This window comes from Nocardia pseudovaccinii, from assembly GCF_050942345.1.
In the GTDB taxonomy this organism is placed as follows: Bacteria; Actinomycetota; Actinomycetes; order Mycobacteriales; family Mycobacteriaceae; genus Nocardia; species Nocardia pseudovaccinii.
The window spans coordinates 9,426,375-9,443,922 of the sequence record NZ_CP192074.1 but is presented as its reverse complement, the minus strand read 5'-3'; the positions used below and the strand labels follow the sequence as shown (position 1 = coordinate 9,443,922).

Below are 17,548 nucleotides of genomic sequence, written 5' to 3'. Positions count from 1 at the left end.
TTTGCGTTTCAGGCCTGGTGCTCGCGCAAATCCAAACTGCCGCTGAAGATTTCCTCGCCCCTGTGCCGTCCGAAGCGTCCGAAGGAGCGCTCGGCCATCTCGAACGAACCGTCCTCGCGCACCAGCAGGACCGTGCTCGCCCTTGTCCCGTGCAGTGCGTTGGCGATGAATCTGGCCGAGAGCGTGCGCTCGCGCCGCAGCGGGACTCCGGTGTGCGGCAACAGCTCATCGGGCGCCTCGGTGCGATCGGCCAGCACCTCGAAGTAGCGCGCGACATTGCCGGGATCCGATTCGATGACCGTGCGCAGGTCGGTGAGACCGCCGCCTACCTTGGGCCAAATGGATTGGGGCGCTTCGAATGCCGTCCCCGGGCCCGGCGCGGCCGAGGTGATGAACATGCCGTTGGACACGCCGTGGAAGCCCGGTGCCAGCTCCTGGGGCGGTCGTGCGCTGCGGTTGGAGTGCCACCACAGCGATTCGAGATCCGAGATCAGCATGTTGTAGCCGTTGTAGTCGTCGGGGGCGGCGGCTACGTCGAGCACGTACTGCTCAGGGCCAAGTAGTTCACGCCGATCGCCGATGCCGCGCAGGAAATCCATCAGCAGCGCGCCACGCGAACGGGCATCGCCGCGTTCGTCTTTCGGATTGCGCACATTGGTGACGGTGGCGAATCGATTGCGGCCCTTGTCTTCCCGCGTCAACCCGAGCCAGGTACCCGGCGGATCGCCCGCGACCTTGCGCAGCGCCCCGAGATCGCGCCCGGCCAGCAGTCCGGGCACCTCGGACCACCATCGCATCGACTCGGTCGGGCGGGAGTAGAACTCGTCGCGGTTGGCCGCGACGATCAACCGATACTCCGGATGGACCCGCCAACCGATCAACACCAAACACATGCATTCCAGGATGCCGGAAGGTCGCCGGGCCCCACAGGGCATTTGCGCGCACTCGGGCAACGCAAGTTCAGTGGATCCGGGCCCAAGGACAGCAAAAAGGCCGACAGCGTCGCTGCTGTCGGCCTTTCGCGGGGTGCTGCTAGTTGTTGACCTTCAGGCCAGGGTTGTCCGAAAGAACGACGCTGACCGGCTGGGCGAACAGCTGCGGCGCATTGCCGGTGAGTGCACCGATCAGATTCGGGATCTCGCAGATCGGGAAGTCGGCCACCGACGACGCGCTGGAGATGCCCAGCGCCATCCGGCCGGACACGATCGCGCCGCCACTGTCACCGGGCAGGGCGCAGATGTTGGCGGAGAAGGCCTGGGTGAGCTCCCGGTCACCGACCTGCACGGTCTGGTCGACGGCGTTCACGATGCCGCAGCTGAAGCCGGTGCGCGCACCGGACTTGCAGACCGGAGCACCGACCACCGGCACGGCAACGCCCTCGACCGCGACCGGCTGGCCCGGCTGGCGCACGAAGTTGTTGCTGAACCGGTCCTTGGCCTGATCGTTGATCCGGATGATCGAGTAGTCCTGCGAGCCGAGCACCGACTTCTGGAACGTGCCCACTTGCGCGCCCGCCCGATCGCCTGCCAGCTCATAGACGCCGGCCGCATTCCCCGAACCCGCCGACGGAATGTCCGGGTTGCAGTGACCCGCGGTGATGTTCACGACGTTGCCTGCCCGGTCCGTGCCGTTGAAGCCGAGCGAGCAGCGCAGCGACGTCTTCCCGGCGATCGAGGCGAAGCCGTCGCCACCGGCCAGCGGACCGGTCTGCATCGCGGCCGCGGCCGGGGTGGTCTGCAGCTGCTCACCGGCGATCGGCGGGGCCGTCACGATGACCCGCGACGGGTCGACGAAGTTCGGCATCGGCAGGCCGGCCTGCTCGACCCGCACCGCGATGCTGTTGTTGACGGGATCGACCACCACACCGCGCACCAGCGCGGAGACCGCCTCGGGCTGGCCCTCCAGCCAGCGCTCGAACGCGCTCTTCTCGCCGCGCAGCGCCGCCTCGCTCTTGGCGACATTGCGGACCTCGAATCCGGCCGACGTGGCCGCCTGGCGCGCCTCGTCGGCACCAGGGCCCTGTGCGAGCGCCACGACCGCCTTGCCGCCGTCGGCGAGCCACGAACCCGCGAAGACCTGCGGGAACTGGCGCTGCGCTGTGGTGGCGAAGGCCGCGAGCTGCTGGGCCAGATCGGCCCGGTGCAGGTACTCCTCGGGGGAGATCTTCAGATCGCGCGCGACCGCGGCGACCAGGTCGGCGGGCAGGGCCGGCTGGTCGGGTTCTGCGTTCGCCACTGCTGCCGTTGGACCGAACAGCAGAATCGCCGCCGAGGCGGCGATAACTGTTTTTCGGACCCGGGTCTGTCGCGCAGCTGATCGGAACTGACCTATACGTGGCAGGAGCATGCCCATACCTTAAGGTGTCCGGCCGGTTATGCCTACTTATGTCGGAATGTTGTTCGGCCCACTAATGGACCGGCGGTCGGTTTGTCGGAAATACGGTGTCCGACAAGCCCTCTCACCCGGCGTTCGGACGGGTCCGCAGTGCGATGCCGGTGCCGACGCCGCCGCCTGCGGAGGAGTCGATATCGGCCAGGATCGAGCGGATCGGGATACCGAGGGTCGCGGTGCCGCCGTATTGCGCGAGGGCGATATTGGCCTCGTTGCAGTCGGGGGCGTCGGCGGCGTTGGAACCGCTGGTGATGCCAAGGGCCAGCGTGCCGGAGACGATCGCGCCGCCGCTGTCACCGCCGAGCGTGCAGGCCGAGCTGGCGAAGCCGCGCACGGTCTTGCTCACGCCCTCGGCGGTGTACAGCTGGGTTTCGACCCGATCGGCCACCACGAACCCGCAGGTGAAGGTGGAGGATTGGCCCGACTTGCAGATCGGGGCGCCGGTGACCGGCTCGGCGGTACCGGTGATGGTCAGCGTGGTGCCATTGGATCCGCGCACCGACGGCTGGTCCATGCCCGCATTGACCGAGCGCTCGTTGAGCTTGATGACGGAGTAATCGAGCGCGGTCGGGCCGCCGAGGCGTGCCTTGACGAAATTGCCGAGCTCGATGCTGTTCGGGATGTCCCTGACATTGGGCAGGTAGACCGCGGCGTGCTGGTCGTCCTTTTCCAGGTTCGGGTCGCAGTGGCCCGCGCTGATATTCAGCGCGTTACCGGCCGCGTCCACACTGTTGAAGCCGAACGAGCACACATCGACGCCGCGCAGCGAGGTGTCCTTCAGCGAGGTCGGCGCGGTGATATAGGTGTCGCCGCCCATCGGACGGCGTTCGATCGGGCCGCCGCTATTGGGCGAGAGGATGACCTTGACGTTGGCGATCAGGGTCGGCAGGTTCAGCGCGTGGCCGACCGGCGTATTGGCGACCGACAGCACCAGCTGGCTGTTGAGGAAGTCGACCGCGACGGAGTTGATCGACTGGGAGATCTCCTTGGGCAGCGTGTTGATCCACTGATTCAGCTGCATCAGCGAGTTCTCCAGGCCGTTCGCCGAGATCGGGGCCAGATGGGTCTGGTAGCCGTCGGCCGCGGCGATCTTGGCGGCGTCGACCGAGGTGACCGCGACGACCGGCTTACCATCGGTGCCGAGCCAGGCGCCCGCGTAGGTGTCGGGGCGCTCGCTGCGGAACGACTCCGCGTATTCGCTGAGCTCCTGGGCCTTGGCGGAGCGTTCCAGATACTCCGCGGGCGTCATCTTCAGATCGCGGGAAATGGCCTCGACGAGTTCGGGCGGCAGGTTCTCGGCGGAGAGCTGCCCGGGTGCTGTCGGTTCGGCCGAAGCGGCGGTGGTGACGAGCAGGGGTGCGATGAAAACGGTCGCGGCGAATCCGATCGAAGCTGCCTTGACCGCGGCGCTGCGCGCCACCAACTTGCGCATGAAGTCCCTTCGTCGGCACGAGATGTGCCAGCCACTACACCGGTCAGCGGATCACTTTAAGGCACAAACCCCGGTAGGTCGCTGCGAAATCAACCAGGAGGCGCCAACTCGAACGGAATCGGCTGCTGCCACGGCAGTTGCGTCCACGTCGGCGGCGTCCACATCGGGAAGCCGGGACGGGTGGTCGTGGTCCGGCTCGGCCGGGTGGTGGTCGGCGGTGTCGTCGTGGCCGGTGCGGGCGTGGTGGTCGGTGGTGTCGTGGTCGGCTCGGTGGTCTCCGGTTCGCTGCTGGTGATGACGACCGGCGGTTCTGTGGTCGGCGGCGTGGTTTCCGGCACGGTCGGTAGGTCCACCGGCGGCTGCGGAGTCGGGCTCGTCGAGACCTGATCGGATTTGGCGTCGCGCACCGGCGGCACCGGGGTCGAGCCAGGATCTCGGAACAGTATGGCGACACCGATGCCGCCGAGTATCAGGCCGATGCCGACCGCGACCGCGATCAGCAGCGGTGTGCCGCGGTCCTTCTTGGGGGTCGCGGCCGACGGCGGCGCCGCGGTGGTCGCCTCGACCGCGGTCGCCGCGATCAGCGGTGTGGCCACCGGCATCGCCGCCGAGTAGGCCTGCGGCTGCACCTCGGGCGTCGGCACCGCCGGGATGACATCGGTGACCACGGTCGAGTTCTCGGCATTGCTCGGATCCGGCGGGGTCGCGCCGGCCGGGGTCGCCAGCACCGCGGCCAGCGCGGCGCGCGCGGCGTCGTAGGCGTAGGCCAGTTCCGGTGCGACGGCGTCGCTGCCGGGGAGGTCGCCCTCGCTGACCAGCAGTACCGATTTCAGGCCCAGATAGTCCAGTGCGTCGCGGAGCGAGAGCACGTACTCCGATGGCCAGCCCGCGGGATAGGTCGCATAGAACTCGGCGGCGCCGTTCAGATGTTCAGCGGTCAGATTGATCAGGCAGAACAGTGCGGTCGCGACCAGATCCTCGGCCCGGTAGGCCTCGCCGGCGTCGACGGAGATACCGGCCGGATCGCCGACCGAGGATGCGAAACCGGTGATCGAATGTGTATGACCGGCCGGGGCCGGTCCGCCGAGGACGGTGTCGCCGTCATCGGACATATGCAGGATCGACTCGCGGACGATGAACGTCGGTTCGCCGTTATCGGTGACGATGGCCGCTGTGCAGTTGTCCTCGGCGATGCGCAGGCCCACCCCAGTGGCCATCCTCAATACCTCGCTTCGGCGTCACGGATCGGGCCGCACCCCGATCACACCAGCAGCGAGCCGTGTCCCATGGCGCGGAGCATCGACAATAACTCCGAACGGGAACGGGCACCGATCCGGCGTCGGATCCGGGCGACATGATGCTCCACCGTCTTGGCGGAAATGTACAGGCGAGCGCCGATCTCCCGGTACGTCAAACCGAGTAGGACGAGTTCGGCGACCTCGCGCTCACGTTCGCTGAGAATCGCCGCGTCGGCGACCGGTTCCGGGGCGGCGGCCTGACCGTCGCCCGAGGCCGCGGCCGTTGCGGCCGGACGAGCCGCGGGCTCCTGCGGACGGGCGTCGGCCCGGACGGTTCTGGCCAGTTTCAGCAGGGTGGTCGCGGTAGCGGAATCGGCGGCGGCGAGTGCGGCCTCGCTCGCGAGCCGGGCGGCATCCCAGGTCAGCCCGATCTCGCTGAGTCCGGCGACCGCCGCCTGCACCGGGGCCGCGGCGACCTGGCCGCGCAGCACCAGCACCCAGGTGCGGCCCGCGTCGGCGAGGATCGCGGCATGCCGGTCACCGGACTCGGCCGCGGCTTTGAGCAGCCGGGCGTGCGGGAGCAGTTCCTCCGGGCTCTCGTGTGCGATCGCGGCCTGCACGCCGTACCAGTGGAAGGCGTTGGCCCAGGCGGGCGGCTGGTCGAGTCGGCGCAGCAGCGCGAGGCTGGCGTCGACCAGCGGTGCGATCCGGCGTTCGTCGCGCAGCCGGATGCCCGCCAGCCACAACTCGCCGATCGGCAGCAGGGTGAGCAGGTCGGCGTCGACGTCGTCGAAGAGCGGATAGGCGGCCTGCCAGGCGCGGGTGAGTGCGGCGTGGTCGCCGCCGCGGCGGGCCAGACCGACCGCGACACCATGGGCGAGCAGGCGGTCGCGGATATCGAGCGAATCGAATTGCAGTGCGGCGACGGTGGTCGCGGCGGCCTGTTCGTCGCCGCCGAGCATCGCCGCCCAGGCGGTCAGCACCTGCAACTGGTGACAGCGCAGACCGCTGGTGGTGGCCCGGCGCAGCGCCTCACCGGCACGGCGTGGTTCGCCGGTGCTCAGGCACAGCAGCGTCGCGATGGAGACCGCGGTGCACGGCAGGAACCGATCGGTGCCCGCATCGGCCTGCGCGGCCTGGATGAGCGCGGATACGGCTGCGGCGGTGCCGGTTCCGTGTTCGACGATGGTGCGGGCGAGTGCGGTCGCGATCAGACGGGCGTGCGCGTTGGCCTCGGTCGGCGGCCACTGCGTCGCCGATTCGGACAGCTCCGCGGCGGCGGTCACCTCACCGGCGAGATACTGCACGGTCGCGCCGACCGCCCAATCCGCGCCGACCCGATGTGCGCCGAGCCAGGAATACAGTTGCGCCGCGCGCCCGACCAGACCGCGGCGGGTCAGCACCGCCGCGCAGATCCGCACGGCCGCAGCCAGTTCCGCGCCGGTGACACCGGGGCGAGCCAGCACCGGTTCGGCAAGTCGCATGGCGGTATCGCCATCGCCGGTGCATGCGGCCGCCTCCGCCCAGCGCAACGCGATGACGTCCGGATCCGCGCCGGTCGCCGCCGCGGCGGCGTAGTAGCGCACGGCCTCACGTCCCGCCTTTTCGGCTGCGGCGCAGAGGAATTCGGCTAGACGCTGGTCGCGGACACCGGATTCGGCGAGCAGCAGCGCGGTGTGGTCGCGCAGCAGGCCCGCATCCAATCGCGCGTTGAGCAAACGACGCTGCACGGCAACGAAGCGGCGGTCGCCGAGCAGGGTGCGTAGCGGTGTGACGGCGGGTTCGAGCAACAGATCGGCATCGGTGACCAGTGCGCTGGCCCTGGCCCGGTCGATGAGTTCTTGGGCCGCGGCGGTGTCCACGCCGAGGACCTCGGTGAGTTCGGAGGAATCCAGGCCGGTGCCGGTGGTGGCGACGACCAGGGTTTCCAGCAGATCGGGCTCGAGGTTGTCCAGGAGGGCGCGCGTCCAGGCGGCGACGGCGTCGTCGACGGCGCGGATGCCGGCGTCGAGGCGGGCCGAGCAGGCGGCGGTCAGCGCGGCCACCACGCCACCGCGGCTGCCCGCGGTCTGACGATGGATGTGCTGGGCCACCGGGCGCGGCACCGCCATACCCAATTCGCGGGCGAACGGGGCGATATCGGAGACGCCGAGCGCCCGCAGATCGGCCACCCGGCCGCGGCGGGCCACGGTGTCGGCGAGTGTGCGCAGTTGTGGATCGTGCGGGCGCGGCTGGGTCGCGACAATGACCGTGTAGCGGCCGGATTCGATGGTCGCGCAGAGGGATTCGAGATCGGAGTCGCTCAGCGTGTGGGCATTGTCGATGATCAGGGCCGGGCGCGGTGTGTGCGGGTGTGCGCCGTCGATGCGGTGGATCGGATGCGCTCCGTTATCGGTGCGCTGAATGATGTCGGTTTTCTCGGCGGTTCGGGTTCCGTGGCCGTTGCCGGTGGCGTGGGCCGCGCCGATGGTGTGCGAATCGACGTGGTCGGGGTGCTGCCCGTCGGCGCGGTGGGCGTCAGCCGTCGCGTGCGCTCCGTTGACCGAGCCTGCTTGCGCTGCAAGGTGTTCGGGCATTACGGGGTCGTCTCGGAACGGGATGCCGTGTGCGCGCAGGCGGGCCCGGATCACCGAGAGGAGGGTGGATTTGCCGGAGCCGGATCGGCCCCTGATCAGATAGACCACGGGTTCCCGGTCCGCGGAGTCCAATTCGCGGAAGATCTCGCGTGCGCAGGGCAGCGTGTCGAAGGCGATATCACCCATCATCTGCCTCCGGGGATCTTGGGCAGTGCGGATTGGACGCCGCCGAGGGTGTCGCTCAGCGGGTTCGTCGGCAGGGACGGCACGGTCGGGATCTGCACCTGTGTCTGCGTCTGCGTCTGCGGGGCAGGCTGCGGTTGTGGCGCGGGTTGGGTCTGTGTTGCCGGAGCTTCCGCCGTCGGCTGCGTCGCCGGTGCCGGTTGGCCGGGAGCCGGTTGGTTCTGGGTGGTCTGGCCGTCGGCGGACTCGCCTGCGACGGGTTGGCTGCTCGCTACCGCGACGGTGCTCGTTGCAGCGGAACCTGGCTGTCCCGCAGCAGGTTTCGGTTTCGGACTGCCGACGGGCGAATCCTTCGCCGAGGTCGTCGCCGAGCCGGTGGGATTGCCGTCACTGGTCGCCGCGACGACGGAAGCGCCCGGCGTTGTCGTCGGATCCGAACTTGCCGGTGACGTCGGACCGGGCTGCGCGCCGGTGCCGATGGCGACGGTGCCGGTCGCGAGTGCGCCGAGCACCAGTGCCGCTCCCGCGATGATGACGGCGCGCTGGCGGCCGCTGAGCCTGCGGCGGGGCCGGTCGCTCGTGCCGGGCAGGGTCTTTTTGGGCACGGTGTCATCGTGGGAAAGGCCGCCGCTTGCCACCACGCTACTGGTCACGCGGGAGCTGTTCGCGGACTTTTCGACCGGCCGCGGCACGGTGGGCAGCTCCTCGGTTTTCACGTTGCTGCCCATGACTGCGACCGGGGTGCGATCCACGGTGACCGACATCAAGTCCGCGGCCAGTTCGGCGGCACCGAGCGCGCTGGTCAGCCGTGGTTGCGGGGCAGCGACCACGGGGAGTGCGAATTCGGTGGAGATCAACTCGGCCACCAGCGGGATCGCGCCGCCGCCGCCGGTGAGCAGCACCCGGCCGATATTGCCGATATCGAGTCCGGCGCGATGTACCGCATCGCGGATGAGATCGAGCGAGGTGAGTAAGGGGCCGCGCAGTAGGTCCTCGAGTTCGTCGCGGACCAGCCGGATGTTTTCGGCGTGGTGATCGTCCGGGTTCAAACGGACCGGGACAACCGTCGCGGTATTTGTGGAAAGCTCTTCCTTCGCATATCGGCAGCGATCGCGCAATGCCGACAATTCCCGTTCCACCACCGGATCGAACGGATCGAAATCATTTCCACGTAAGGCATTAGCCAGGACATAGCGCATGGTCAACAGATCGAATTCGGCGCCGGCGACATCAGTGGTGCGCAATGGCGCGCCGAGCACGGCCGCCTGCGCGCCGGTGCGGACCACCGAGACGGTGAGGCCGGAAGCGCCGAGGTCGTATACGACAACCGTGCCGTCGCCGAGCGGGCCGTGCGCGGCCTCCAGCCAGCGCACCGACGCGGTCGGCTCCGGAACCAAGGTCACCTCGCGCAGGGCGGCGCGATCCAGCGCGGCCCGCTGCACATCGACGGTATGTCGCGACCACCACGCCGGATGGCAGGCGACCATGGAGTGCGCGGCACCGGCCCCGATCTCATCGATCAGACAGCCGACCGCGGTGGCCACGAGATCCGCTGCGGAGTGGGCGGTTCCGTCCTCGGCGAGGATATCCACCGGATCACCGACCCGGGCGAGGAAGCCCTCGAGTACAACGTCACTGGAGTGCCTGCCGGTGGGGCGAGCGCCACTCCCGAATGCGGGCGCCGCATGCGGGGCGAGGCGCAGCACACTCGGATGGGTGATGACAGTGTCGCCGGAGTGACCCCTGTCATAGTCGCTGCCGTCCCCCGGGGTCGCCACGGCGACCGAATTCGACGCTCCGACAGTGATGCCGAGCGCCAGACGCTCTGTCATTCGAGAACCCCGTTCGAAAACTGTGTGGCCCGGTAGTCGCTGTTGTATAGACGGGAAGGCGCAGTGGACCTGCCAGCCGCAACACTTCTGTCGGTTGCTGAGCATCAGCCGTTACTCGGTCGGGGAAGGTGCGGGGAAATTCCCCTAATGGTTCGGGGGTCCCTAACGGGAACGCGTGGTTCGTAGTAGGGGTGCGCCCCGTTTCGGAGTAACGCCGGGCGTCCCTAGCGTGAAATGCATTCCAACGACTGCGGATCGCGAGGGTCCGCTCATCCAGGAGATGATTTCGATGACACCCAACGCGATTCTGGAGTTCATTCTCAACCTGCTCCGTGACCACGAGGCCGCGGTGGGTTATTGCGCCAACCCCGGCCAGGCGCTGGCAGCTGCCGGTTTGCCCGCCGTGACGCCGGAGGATATCGCCGCCGTCGCCCCCATGGTCGCCGAATCGGCCCTGATCGCGGGCGGCTCACAGCTGTCGGCGATCGTGGCGGCCGGTGGCGCCGGGGCGGTCGATGCCGGTGCCGCCGCCGGCGCCAATACCGCCGCCGCGGTTGGACTCGGTGCGGCCGCCGACGCGGGCGTTGACCTCGGCACCGATATCGACCTCGGCGCGGACCTCGGCCTCGGCGTCGGCACCGGCCTCGACCTGGGTGCCGGGCTCAACGGCGCGATCGGCGCGGGCCTGCAGGCCGGAGCCGACCTCGGCGCCGGTCTCGGCAGCATTGTCGGCGCGGGCGCGGATCTGACCGCCGGTCTCGGCGGCGCCATCGGCGCCGGTGTACAGGCCGTGACGGGTCTCGGCGGTGCGCTGGGTGGCGCGCTCGGCGCGGGAGCGCAGGCCGGTGCCGATCTCGCCACTGGTCTCGAGGGTGCACTCGGTGCCGGAGCGCAGATCGGAACGGGGCTGGAGGGGACTCTCGGCGCGGGCCTGAACGGCGGCGCGCAGGTGATCTCGGGCTTGGAGACGGGTCTCGGTGGCGCAGTCGGCGCGGGCGCCGATCTCGGCGCCGGGCTGAGCGGCGCCATCGGAGCGGGCACTCAGTTGGGTGCCGGCCTCGGCGGTGCCCTTGGCGCCGGTGCCCAAGCAGGCGCTGACCTGGGCACAAGCCTTTCGACCGGCCTCAACGGCGTTGTGAACGCGGGCACGCAGGCTGGCGCGGGCCTGGAGGCGGGTCTTGGTGGTGCTGTGGGTGCGGGTGGTCAGGTTGGCGCGGATTTGGGTGCTGGTCTGGGTGGTGTGGTCGATGCGGGTGCGCAGGCCGCGACGGGCCTCGGTGGCGCTGTCGGTGCGGATCTCGGTGCCGGTCTCGGCGGCACGATTGGTGCAGGGGCACAAGCGATTTCGGGCTTGGAGACCGGCCTCGGCGGCGCTGTCGGCGCGGGTGCCGATCTCGGTGGCAGCTTGGGGGGCGCACTGGACGCCGGTGCCCAGGCATCGACCGGCTTCTCCAGCGCAATCGGCACCGCAGCCGACGCGAACGCTGATTTGTCCACAGGCCTGACAGGCGCGGTGAACGCCGGTGCGCAGGCGGGCTCCGATCTGGGTGGCAGTCTGTCGACCGGCTTGGGGGGCGCCGCGGGTGCCGGTGCCCAGGCGGGTGCCGACCTGTCCACGGGTCTTAGCGGTGCTATTGGCGGCGGTGCGCAGGCGGGCTCCGATCTGGGTGGCAGCTTGTCCACCGGTCTGGGTGGTGCCGTTGATGCGGGTGCCCACACGGCCGGTGGTCTGGAAACCGGCCTGTCCACCGGAATCGGTGGCGCGCTCGGCGGGGGTGCGCAGCTGGGATCGGATCTGGGTGGGAGTCTGTCGACCGGTCTGGAAGGCGCGGCAGGCGCAGGAGCCCAGGCAGGTGCTGATCTGTCCACAGGACTGAGTGGCGCGGTCGGTGGCGGCGCGGAACTGGGGTCCGATCTCGGTGCCGGTCTGTCCACAGGTCTCGGCGGTGCTGTCGATGCCGGGGCACAGACGGGTGCCGATCTGGGCGGCAGCTTGTCCACAGGTCTGGGCGGCACTGTCAGCGCTGGTACGCAGGCTGGCGCTGATCTGGGTGGCAGTCTGTCGACCGGCTTGGGAGGTGCCGCGGGTGCTGGTGCCCAGGCAGGTGCCGACCTGTCCACGGGACTGAGCGGCGCCGTTGGCGGCGGTGCGCAGGCGGGCTCCGATCTGGGTGGCAGCTTGTCCACAGGTCTGGGCGGTGCTGTTGATGCTGGTGCGCAGGCCGCCGGTGGTTTGGAATCCGGGTTGTCCACCGGAATTGGTGGCGCGCTCGATGGCGGTGCGCAGTTGGGGTCTCAGCTCGGTGGCGGTCTGTCGACCGGTCTGGAGGGCGCGGCGGGTGCCGGAGCAGGGCTTGGTGGCAGCTTGTCCACAGGTCTCGGTGGTGCTGTGGATGCTGGCGCGCAGGCCGCCGGTGGTTTGGAATCCGGTCTGTCCACTGGCATTGGTGGTGGTGCGCAGTTGGGTTCTGAGCTGGGCGGCGGGTTGTCGACTGGTCTGGGTGGTGCTGTCGACGCAGGTGCTCAGGCTGGTGCTGATCTGGGCGGCGGTTTGTCCAGTGGTTTCGGTGGTGCTGCTGACGCTGGTGCGCAGGCTGCCGGTGGTTTGGAAACAGGGTTGTCCACAGGGATCGGTGGTGCGCTTGGTGCCGGTGCGCAGGCGGGGTCCGGTCTGGGTGGTGGCTTGGCTACCGGTCTGGGTGGTGCTGTCGACGCAGGTGCTCAGGCGACGAGCGGTCTGGAGGCAGGGTTGTCCACCGGGATCGGTGGGGCTGCGCAGGCCGGTGCGGGTGTTGGGGGCGGGTTGCCCACAGGGGGGAATGGGGTTGTTGATGCTGGGGCGCAGGCTACTTCGGGGATCGAGGGGGCTTTCGATGCGGGGGCGCATGCGGCGAGTGGGCTCGGGGGTGGGCTGGAGGCTGGGCTCGGCGGCGTGGTGGATACCGGTGCTGGGCTCGGTGGCGGGGTATCGAGTGGGGCTTCGTCCGCGATCGGTACCGGTGCTCAGGTGACGACGGGGCTGGAGTCGAGTTTGGCTACCGGCGCGGCGCTCGGTGCGGGTGCTGAGCTCGGTGGCGGGTTGTCGAGCAGTCTCGGTGGTGCTCTCGGCGGCGGTGCGCAGGTCGGATCGGATCTGGGTGACGCTGGGGCGCACGCCACGTCCGGGTTCTCCAGTGCCATCGGCGGCGCGGCTGATCTGGGCGGCGGTTTGTCCACCGGACTGGGCGGTGCCGTCGGCGCCGGGACGCAGGCCGGTGCGGGGCTGTCCACGGGTGTCGGCGCTGGTGCACAGGCTGGTGCCGATCTCGGTGGCAGCCTGGCATCCGGACTGAGCGGTGCGGTCGGTGCCGGTGCGCAGGCGGGCGCCGATCTCGGTGCGGGCCTGTCCTCGGGTCTGAATGGCGCGGTCGGTGCCGGTGCGCATGCGGGTTCGGAGCTCGGTGCGGGTGTGAGCGGTGCGGTCGGTGCCGGTGCCCATGCGGGTTCGGAGCTCGGTGCGGGCTTGTCTTCGGGTGCGAGCGGTGCGGTCGGTGCCGGTGCGCATGCGGGTTCGGAGTTGGGTGCGGGACTCTCGTCGGGTGTGAGCGGCGCGGTCGGCGCCGGGACGCAGGCGGGTGCGGGGCTGTCCACAGGTTTGGGCGGTGCTGTCGATGCCGGGGGCCATGCGGCTACCGGTCTGGAGACGGGGCTGTCCAGCGGAGTCGGTGCGGCCACCGGGCTCGGCGGCAGTGTGTCCACCGGAGCGCAGGGCGCCGTCGACGCCGGAACACATCTGGGGACAGGTCTGGAGACGGGTCTTTCCAGCGGAATCAGCAGTGGCGTCCAGGCAGGCAGTGGCCTGGAAACCAGCCTCGGCGGTGGTGCGCACGCCGGAACCGGTTTGGCCACAGGCCTTTCCACCGGTGGCTCGGCGGATGCGGGCCTCGGCGGCGGACTCTCGTCGAGCGTCGACTCCACGGTGCACTCCGGCGCCGCGGCACAGGGCACCGCCAACGGCGCCGCGGATCTGGGCGGTCACGCTGGTTCGGCACTGACCGGCGGCGCCGCCTCGACCGTCGGGTCCACCGCGAATACCTGGTCGTCGCTGGACGTTTCGAATGCCTTCGGTTCCGGACTCGACAGTTCGGCCGGATCGCATCTGGACACGTCGGTCACCGGACACAGCGATTCCAGCCTCTTCGCCGATACTCATGCGGGTACCGATCTGGCCGGACATGCCGGCGGCGATCTGGGCGGCGACGCCTTCCTGCACTAAGAGGCAGCCGATATTCGTACGAAAGAGGTTCGATGGGGACACCCGCAGTCAATGCTCAACCGCCCGCGGTACCGCTGCTGACGGTATTGGGTGAAACCATCGCCGCGGCGCGCGCCGCGGGTCGCAATGATCTGGTCGGTCGCCTGGAAATGGCGGCCGACCGGGTCCGCGACCCGCGGCGCCGCATCGTGATCGTCGGGCAACTCGGTCAGGGCAAGAGTTGTTTCGTCAATGCGCTGTTGAATCTGGAGATCTGCCCGGTCGGCGATGACGCGACCACCGCTGTCCCGACCTTGCTCGCCCACGGTCCCGAACCGTATGCCGAACTGGTGCTGGCCGGTCCGAGTGGAACCGAGGAAGCGCGAGTTCCGTTGCCGGTCGACGAGATCGGCATGATCAACGTCCGCACACCGCAGGCACACGGCCGACGGGTGCTGCGCATCGAGATCCAGCTCCCGAATCCGCTGCTGGCCGACGGCATCGTCCTGGTGGACACACCGGGCGTCGGTGGCCACGGAAGTGGTTATGCGGCAGGCGTACTCGGCCTGGTCGCGACCGCCGACGCAGTGCTGGTGCTCTCGGATGCCTCCACCGAACTCACCGAGCCGGAACTGGCGTTCCTCCGGCAGGTCCGCGAACTGTGCCCGACGACCGCACTGTTACTCACCAAGATCGATCTGTATCCGCATTGGCGCCAAGTGCATCAGGCCGACGAGGGTCATCTGAGCCGAGCGCGAGTCGAGGTGCCGATCATCCCGGTTTCCGCGGTCCTGCGCAGGCACGCGATGATTCTGCAAGACCAGCAGTTGGGTGCCGAATCCGGCTTCGGTGTGCTGTACCAGTTCCTCCGCGAACAGGTGGTAGCCCGCGATCAGGCCGCCACCCTCGTTGCGGTAGCCCACGATATCCAGTCCGCCGCAGAGCATTTGGCGCTCGCGCTCGGCAGTGAGCTGGTCGCACTGCGTGATCCACGCCAGGGCGCGATGGCGGTCCGTGAGCTGCAAATCGCGAAGACCACCGCCGAGGATCTGCATCGGCGCACCTCGGCCTGGCAGCTGACCCTCTCCGACGGCATCACCGATCTGGCCGGCGATGTCGATCACGATCTGCGCGAACGCCTGCGCGAGATCGCCCGAACCGGTGAGGAATGGATCGATAAGCACGATCCGGGCCGCCATTGGGAGCGGATTGCCGAATGGCTCACCGGCGATATCGACACCGCCCTCGGCGACAACCTGCTCTGGACGCATACCCGCGCGGTGGAACTCGCGGAGCGGGTAGCCGAGCATTTCACCGAGATCGGCATGGTCGAACTGCCCGATGTCAGTTCCGGCCTGCACACCGAGGACAGCCGCGCAGGCGGGGGCACCCTCGCCGATCTGGAGCCCGATATCGGCTTCGGCAGCAAAATTCTGGTCGGCATGCGGGGCTCCTACGGCGGCGTGCTGATGGTCGGGCTGGCGACCACCTTCGCCGGGCTTGCGATGCTCAATCCGATCTCCATCGGCGCCGGTGTCCTGGTGGGCGGCAAGGCTTTCCGCGATGACAAGCAGGCCAGGCTGGCCCGGCGCCGCAACGAGGCCAAGGTCGCCATCCGGCGCTTCATCGACGACGTCGCATTCCAGGCGGGCAAGGAATCCAAGGATCGCCTGCACCGCATCCACCGGGCACTGCGCGATCACTACACCGGCGTCGCCGAACGCAGCCTGCGCTCCATCGACGATTCGCTGCGGGCCGCGCAGGAGGCGGCGAATATGGAAACGGCCCGCCGGACCGAGCGCGGCGCGGTGCTCGATCGGCAGCTGCACATGGTCGCCGAGCTGCGACGCTATGCGGATGCTATGCAACCTGCCATCGCCGCGCCGTGGAAAGGGGCCGCCGGTACGGTAACCCCGTGAGAAGAGACGTGACCCGGCATGATGCTCGGCGGGCGCCCGGCATCGTCGCCGAGGCGCATCAGCTGGTCGCCGCGGCCAGGCAGGCATTTCCCCGTGAGCCGCGACCGCGTGCGCTGCTGGCCGATTGTGCCCGCCGCCTGGATCAACCGCTGCGGGTGGCGCTGGCGGGTTCGTTGAAGGCGGGCAAGTCGACTCTGCTCAACTCCCTGGTCGGCCAGGACATCGCCCCGACCGATGCGACCGAATGCACGCGCGTGGTCACCTGGTACCGCAACGGCTCGACCCCGAGCGTCACGGCCTACGCACCGGACGGCTCTACGGCGAATGTGGTGGTGCGCCGCGGTAACGGCACGCACGGGCTCACCTTCGATCTGGAACGACTGAACTGGAATGCGCCGGGCCCGCGCGAGGTGGACCACCTCGAGGTCGAGTGGCCCGCGGCCGCACTGGCGAATACCACCATCATCGACACCCCGGGCACGTCGTCGCTGTCGCGGGAAGTGTCGTTGCGGACCGCGCGACTGCTCACGCCCGGTGACGCCGACGGCATGGCGGCCGTATCGATTCCGGGCGCGGACGCCGTGGTCTATCTGCTGCGTCGGCTCGACGACGCCGACGTCAGGTTCCTGGAACAGGTCGGTGCCGGAACCGCTGGTGCGCAGGGCATTTCGGGTCCACTGGGTGTTATCGGAGTGGTCTCGCGTGCCGACGAGATCGGGGCGGGCCGGATCGACGCACTGCATTCGGCTCGCGATGTCGCGGCACGTTTCGCGGGCGAATTGGAGCGAACGGGACTGTGCCAGGCGGTAATTCCGGTCGCCGGTCTGCTCGCATTCGCCGCGGCGACCCTGCGTCAGCAGGAATTCACCGCCTTCGAGGCGCTGGCCCGCATCCCGGTCGATGAACTGAGCGCCGCACTGCTCTCAGCCGATCGGTTCGCCCGCCCCGATATTGCGCTGCCGGTCCCGCCCGAACTCCGCGCCCAGCTGGCGGCCCGTTTCGGCCTGTTCGGAATTCGCATGGCGGTCACACTGATCCGCCTCGGTGTGCGCGACTCCGCCTCGCTGGCAGCGGAATTGACCAACCGCAGCGGTGTGGACGAACTCCGCTCGGTACTCGATGTCCAATTCGGACAGCGCGCCGACCAGCTCAAGGCGCACTCGGCCCTCACCGCCCTGGCGCGCGTTCTGACCGCATACCCCGGCACCCCCGCCGACCAGCTGCTACCCCGAGTCCGCACCCTGCTCGCCGACGTGCACGGTTTCGCCGAACTCCGCCTCCTCGGTCGCCTGCGCACCGATGAATTGGCCCTGCCCGCACCGGATCTCGCCGAACTGCACCGACTGATCGGCGGCTCCGGCGTCGCACCGCACCTGCGACTCGGCCTGCCCTTCGGCACCGACCCCGCCATACAGCGCGCCGAGGCGATGGCCGCCGTGCGCAAATGGCGTGCCCGCGCCCGCCACCCCCTGGCCGACCAGTTCACCACCACCGCCTGCCTCACCGCGGCTCGCAGCGCCGAAGGCACTCTCAGCCTGCTGCCCGAGTGATCCCCGCCAACTGACGACTGCGGGAAGCCGTAGTGCCTCAGCCTGGCTTCGTCGGTGACCACCCAGTTCGAGGTTCGACGATGATGCGGCGCGAGGCAATGGTGGTAACCAGCGATGCGGCTCGACGCGATAGTGATCAACTAGCGATCCAGCGCGACGAAACAGTGGTCAATCGGTGATCTGACGAGCGGTC

The 17,548-nt window shown here is 69.2% G+C and carries 10 protein-coding genes and 1 pseudogene; 4 read left to right on the top strand and 7 right to left on the bottom strand.

What is annotated here, in order from left to right; all coding sequences use genetic code 11:
• Nucleotides 1-8: 8 nt before the first annotated feature.
• The 6 genes from ACQPZ2_RS42420 to ACQPZ2_RS42395 form a co-directional block, all read right to left on the bottom strand.
• Nucleotides 9-893, bottom strand: coding sequence for an NRDE family protein (locus tag ACQPZ2_RS42420; protein WP_433523462.1), 885 nt, complete (start codon nucleotides 891-893; stop codon nucleotides 9-11).
• A gap of 139 nt (nucleotides 894-1,032) precedes the next feature.
• Nucleotides 1,033-2,235, bottom strand: a complete 1,203-nt coding sequence (locus ACQPZ2_RS42415; RefSeq protein WP_433523461.1) for a S1 family peptidase — start codon at nucleotides 2,233-2,235, stop codon at nucleotides 1,033-1,035.
• Between the two features lie 223 nt (nucleotides 2,236-2,458).
• Nucleotides 2,459-3,823 carry a S1 family peptidase gene (locus tag ACQPZ2_RS42410; RefSeq protein WP_433523460.1) on the bottom strand — a complete coding sequence of 455 codons (1,365 nt, stop codon included), beginning with the start codon at nucleotides 3,821-3,823 and terminating at the stop codon, nucleotides 2,459-2,461.
• 89 nt (nucleotides 3,824-3,912) lie between these two features.
• The gene (locus tag ACQPZ2_RS42405) at nucleotides 3,913-5,040 is read right to left on the bottom strand and encodes a hypothetical protein (protein WP_433523459.1); all 1,128 of its coding nucleotides are present in this window, start codon (nucleotides 5,038-5,040) and stop codon (nucleotides 3,913-3,915) included.
• A gap of 44 nt (nucleotides 5,041-5,084) precedes the next feature.
• Nucleotides 5,085-7,823 (bottom strand): LuxR C-terminal-related transcriptional regulator, encoded by a 2,739-nt coding sequence (locus tag ACQPZ2_RS42400; RefSeq protein ID WP_433527677.1) that lies wholly within the window; start codon nucleotides 7,821-7,823, stop codon nucleotides 5,085-5,087.
• A complete protein-coding gene (locus ACQPZ2_RS42395) occupies nucleotides 7,823-9,652 on the bottom strand; it encodes an Hsp70 family protein (RefSeq protein ID WP_433523458.1) in 1,830 nt (609 codons plus the stop codon). The genes ACQPZ2_RS42400 and ACQPZ2_RS42395 overlap by 1 nt, the downstream gene beginning before the upstream one ends.
• Nucleotides 9,653-9,932: 280 nt before the next feature.
• Between ACQPZ2_RS42395 and ACQPZ2_RS42390 the strand changes: the two are divergent.
• Nucleotides 9,933-10,088 (top strand): annotated as a pseudogene (locus tag ACQPZ2_RS42390) (IniB N-terminal domain-containing protein); the annotation flags it as partial.
• A 33-nt stretch (nucleotides 10,089-10,121) separates the two neighbouring features.
• Here ACQPZ2_RS42390 and ACQPZ2_RS42385 read toward each other — a convergent pair.
• Nucleotides 10,122-12,539, bottom strand: a complete 2,418-nt coding sequence (locus ACQPZ2_RS42385) for a hypothetical protein (RefSeq protein WP_433527727.1) — start codon at nucleotides 12,537-12,539, stop codon at nucleotides 10,122-10,124.
• A 120-nt stretch (nucleotides 12,540-12,659) separates the two neighbouring features.
• On the opposite strand from ACQPZ2_RS42385, the gene ACQPZ2_RS42380 reads away from it, so the two are divergent.
• The 3 genes from ACQPZ2_RS42380 to ACQPZ2_RS42370 are packed head-to-tail and all read left to right on the top strand — an operon-like array spanning nucleotide 12,660 to nucleotide 17,355.
• On the top strand, nucleotides 12,660-13,907 hold the full coding sequence (locus ACQPZ2_RS42380) for a hypothetical protein (protein ID WP_433527726.1): 1,248 nt from the start codon (nucleotides 12,660-12,662) through the stop codon (nucleotides 13,905-13,907).
• 32 nt (nucleotides 13,908-13,939) lie between these two features.
• Complete coding sequence (locus ACQPZ2_RS42375) at nucleotides 13,940-15,805, top strand: dynamin family protein (RefSeq protein WP_433523457.1); 1,866 nt, start codon at nucleotides 13,940-13,942, stop codon at nucleotides 15,803-15,805.
• Nucleotides 15,802-17,355, top strand: coding sequence for a dynamin family protein (locus ACQPZ2_RS42370; RefSeq protein ID WP_433523456.1), 1,554 nt, complete (start codon nucleotides 15,802-15,804; stop codon nucleotides 17,353-17,355). The genes ACQPZ2_RS42375 and ACQPZ2_RS42370 overlap by 4 nt, the downstream gene beginning before the upstream one ends.
• Nucleotides 17,356-17,548 lie beyond the last annotated feature (193 nt).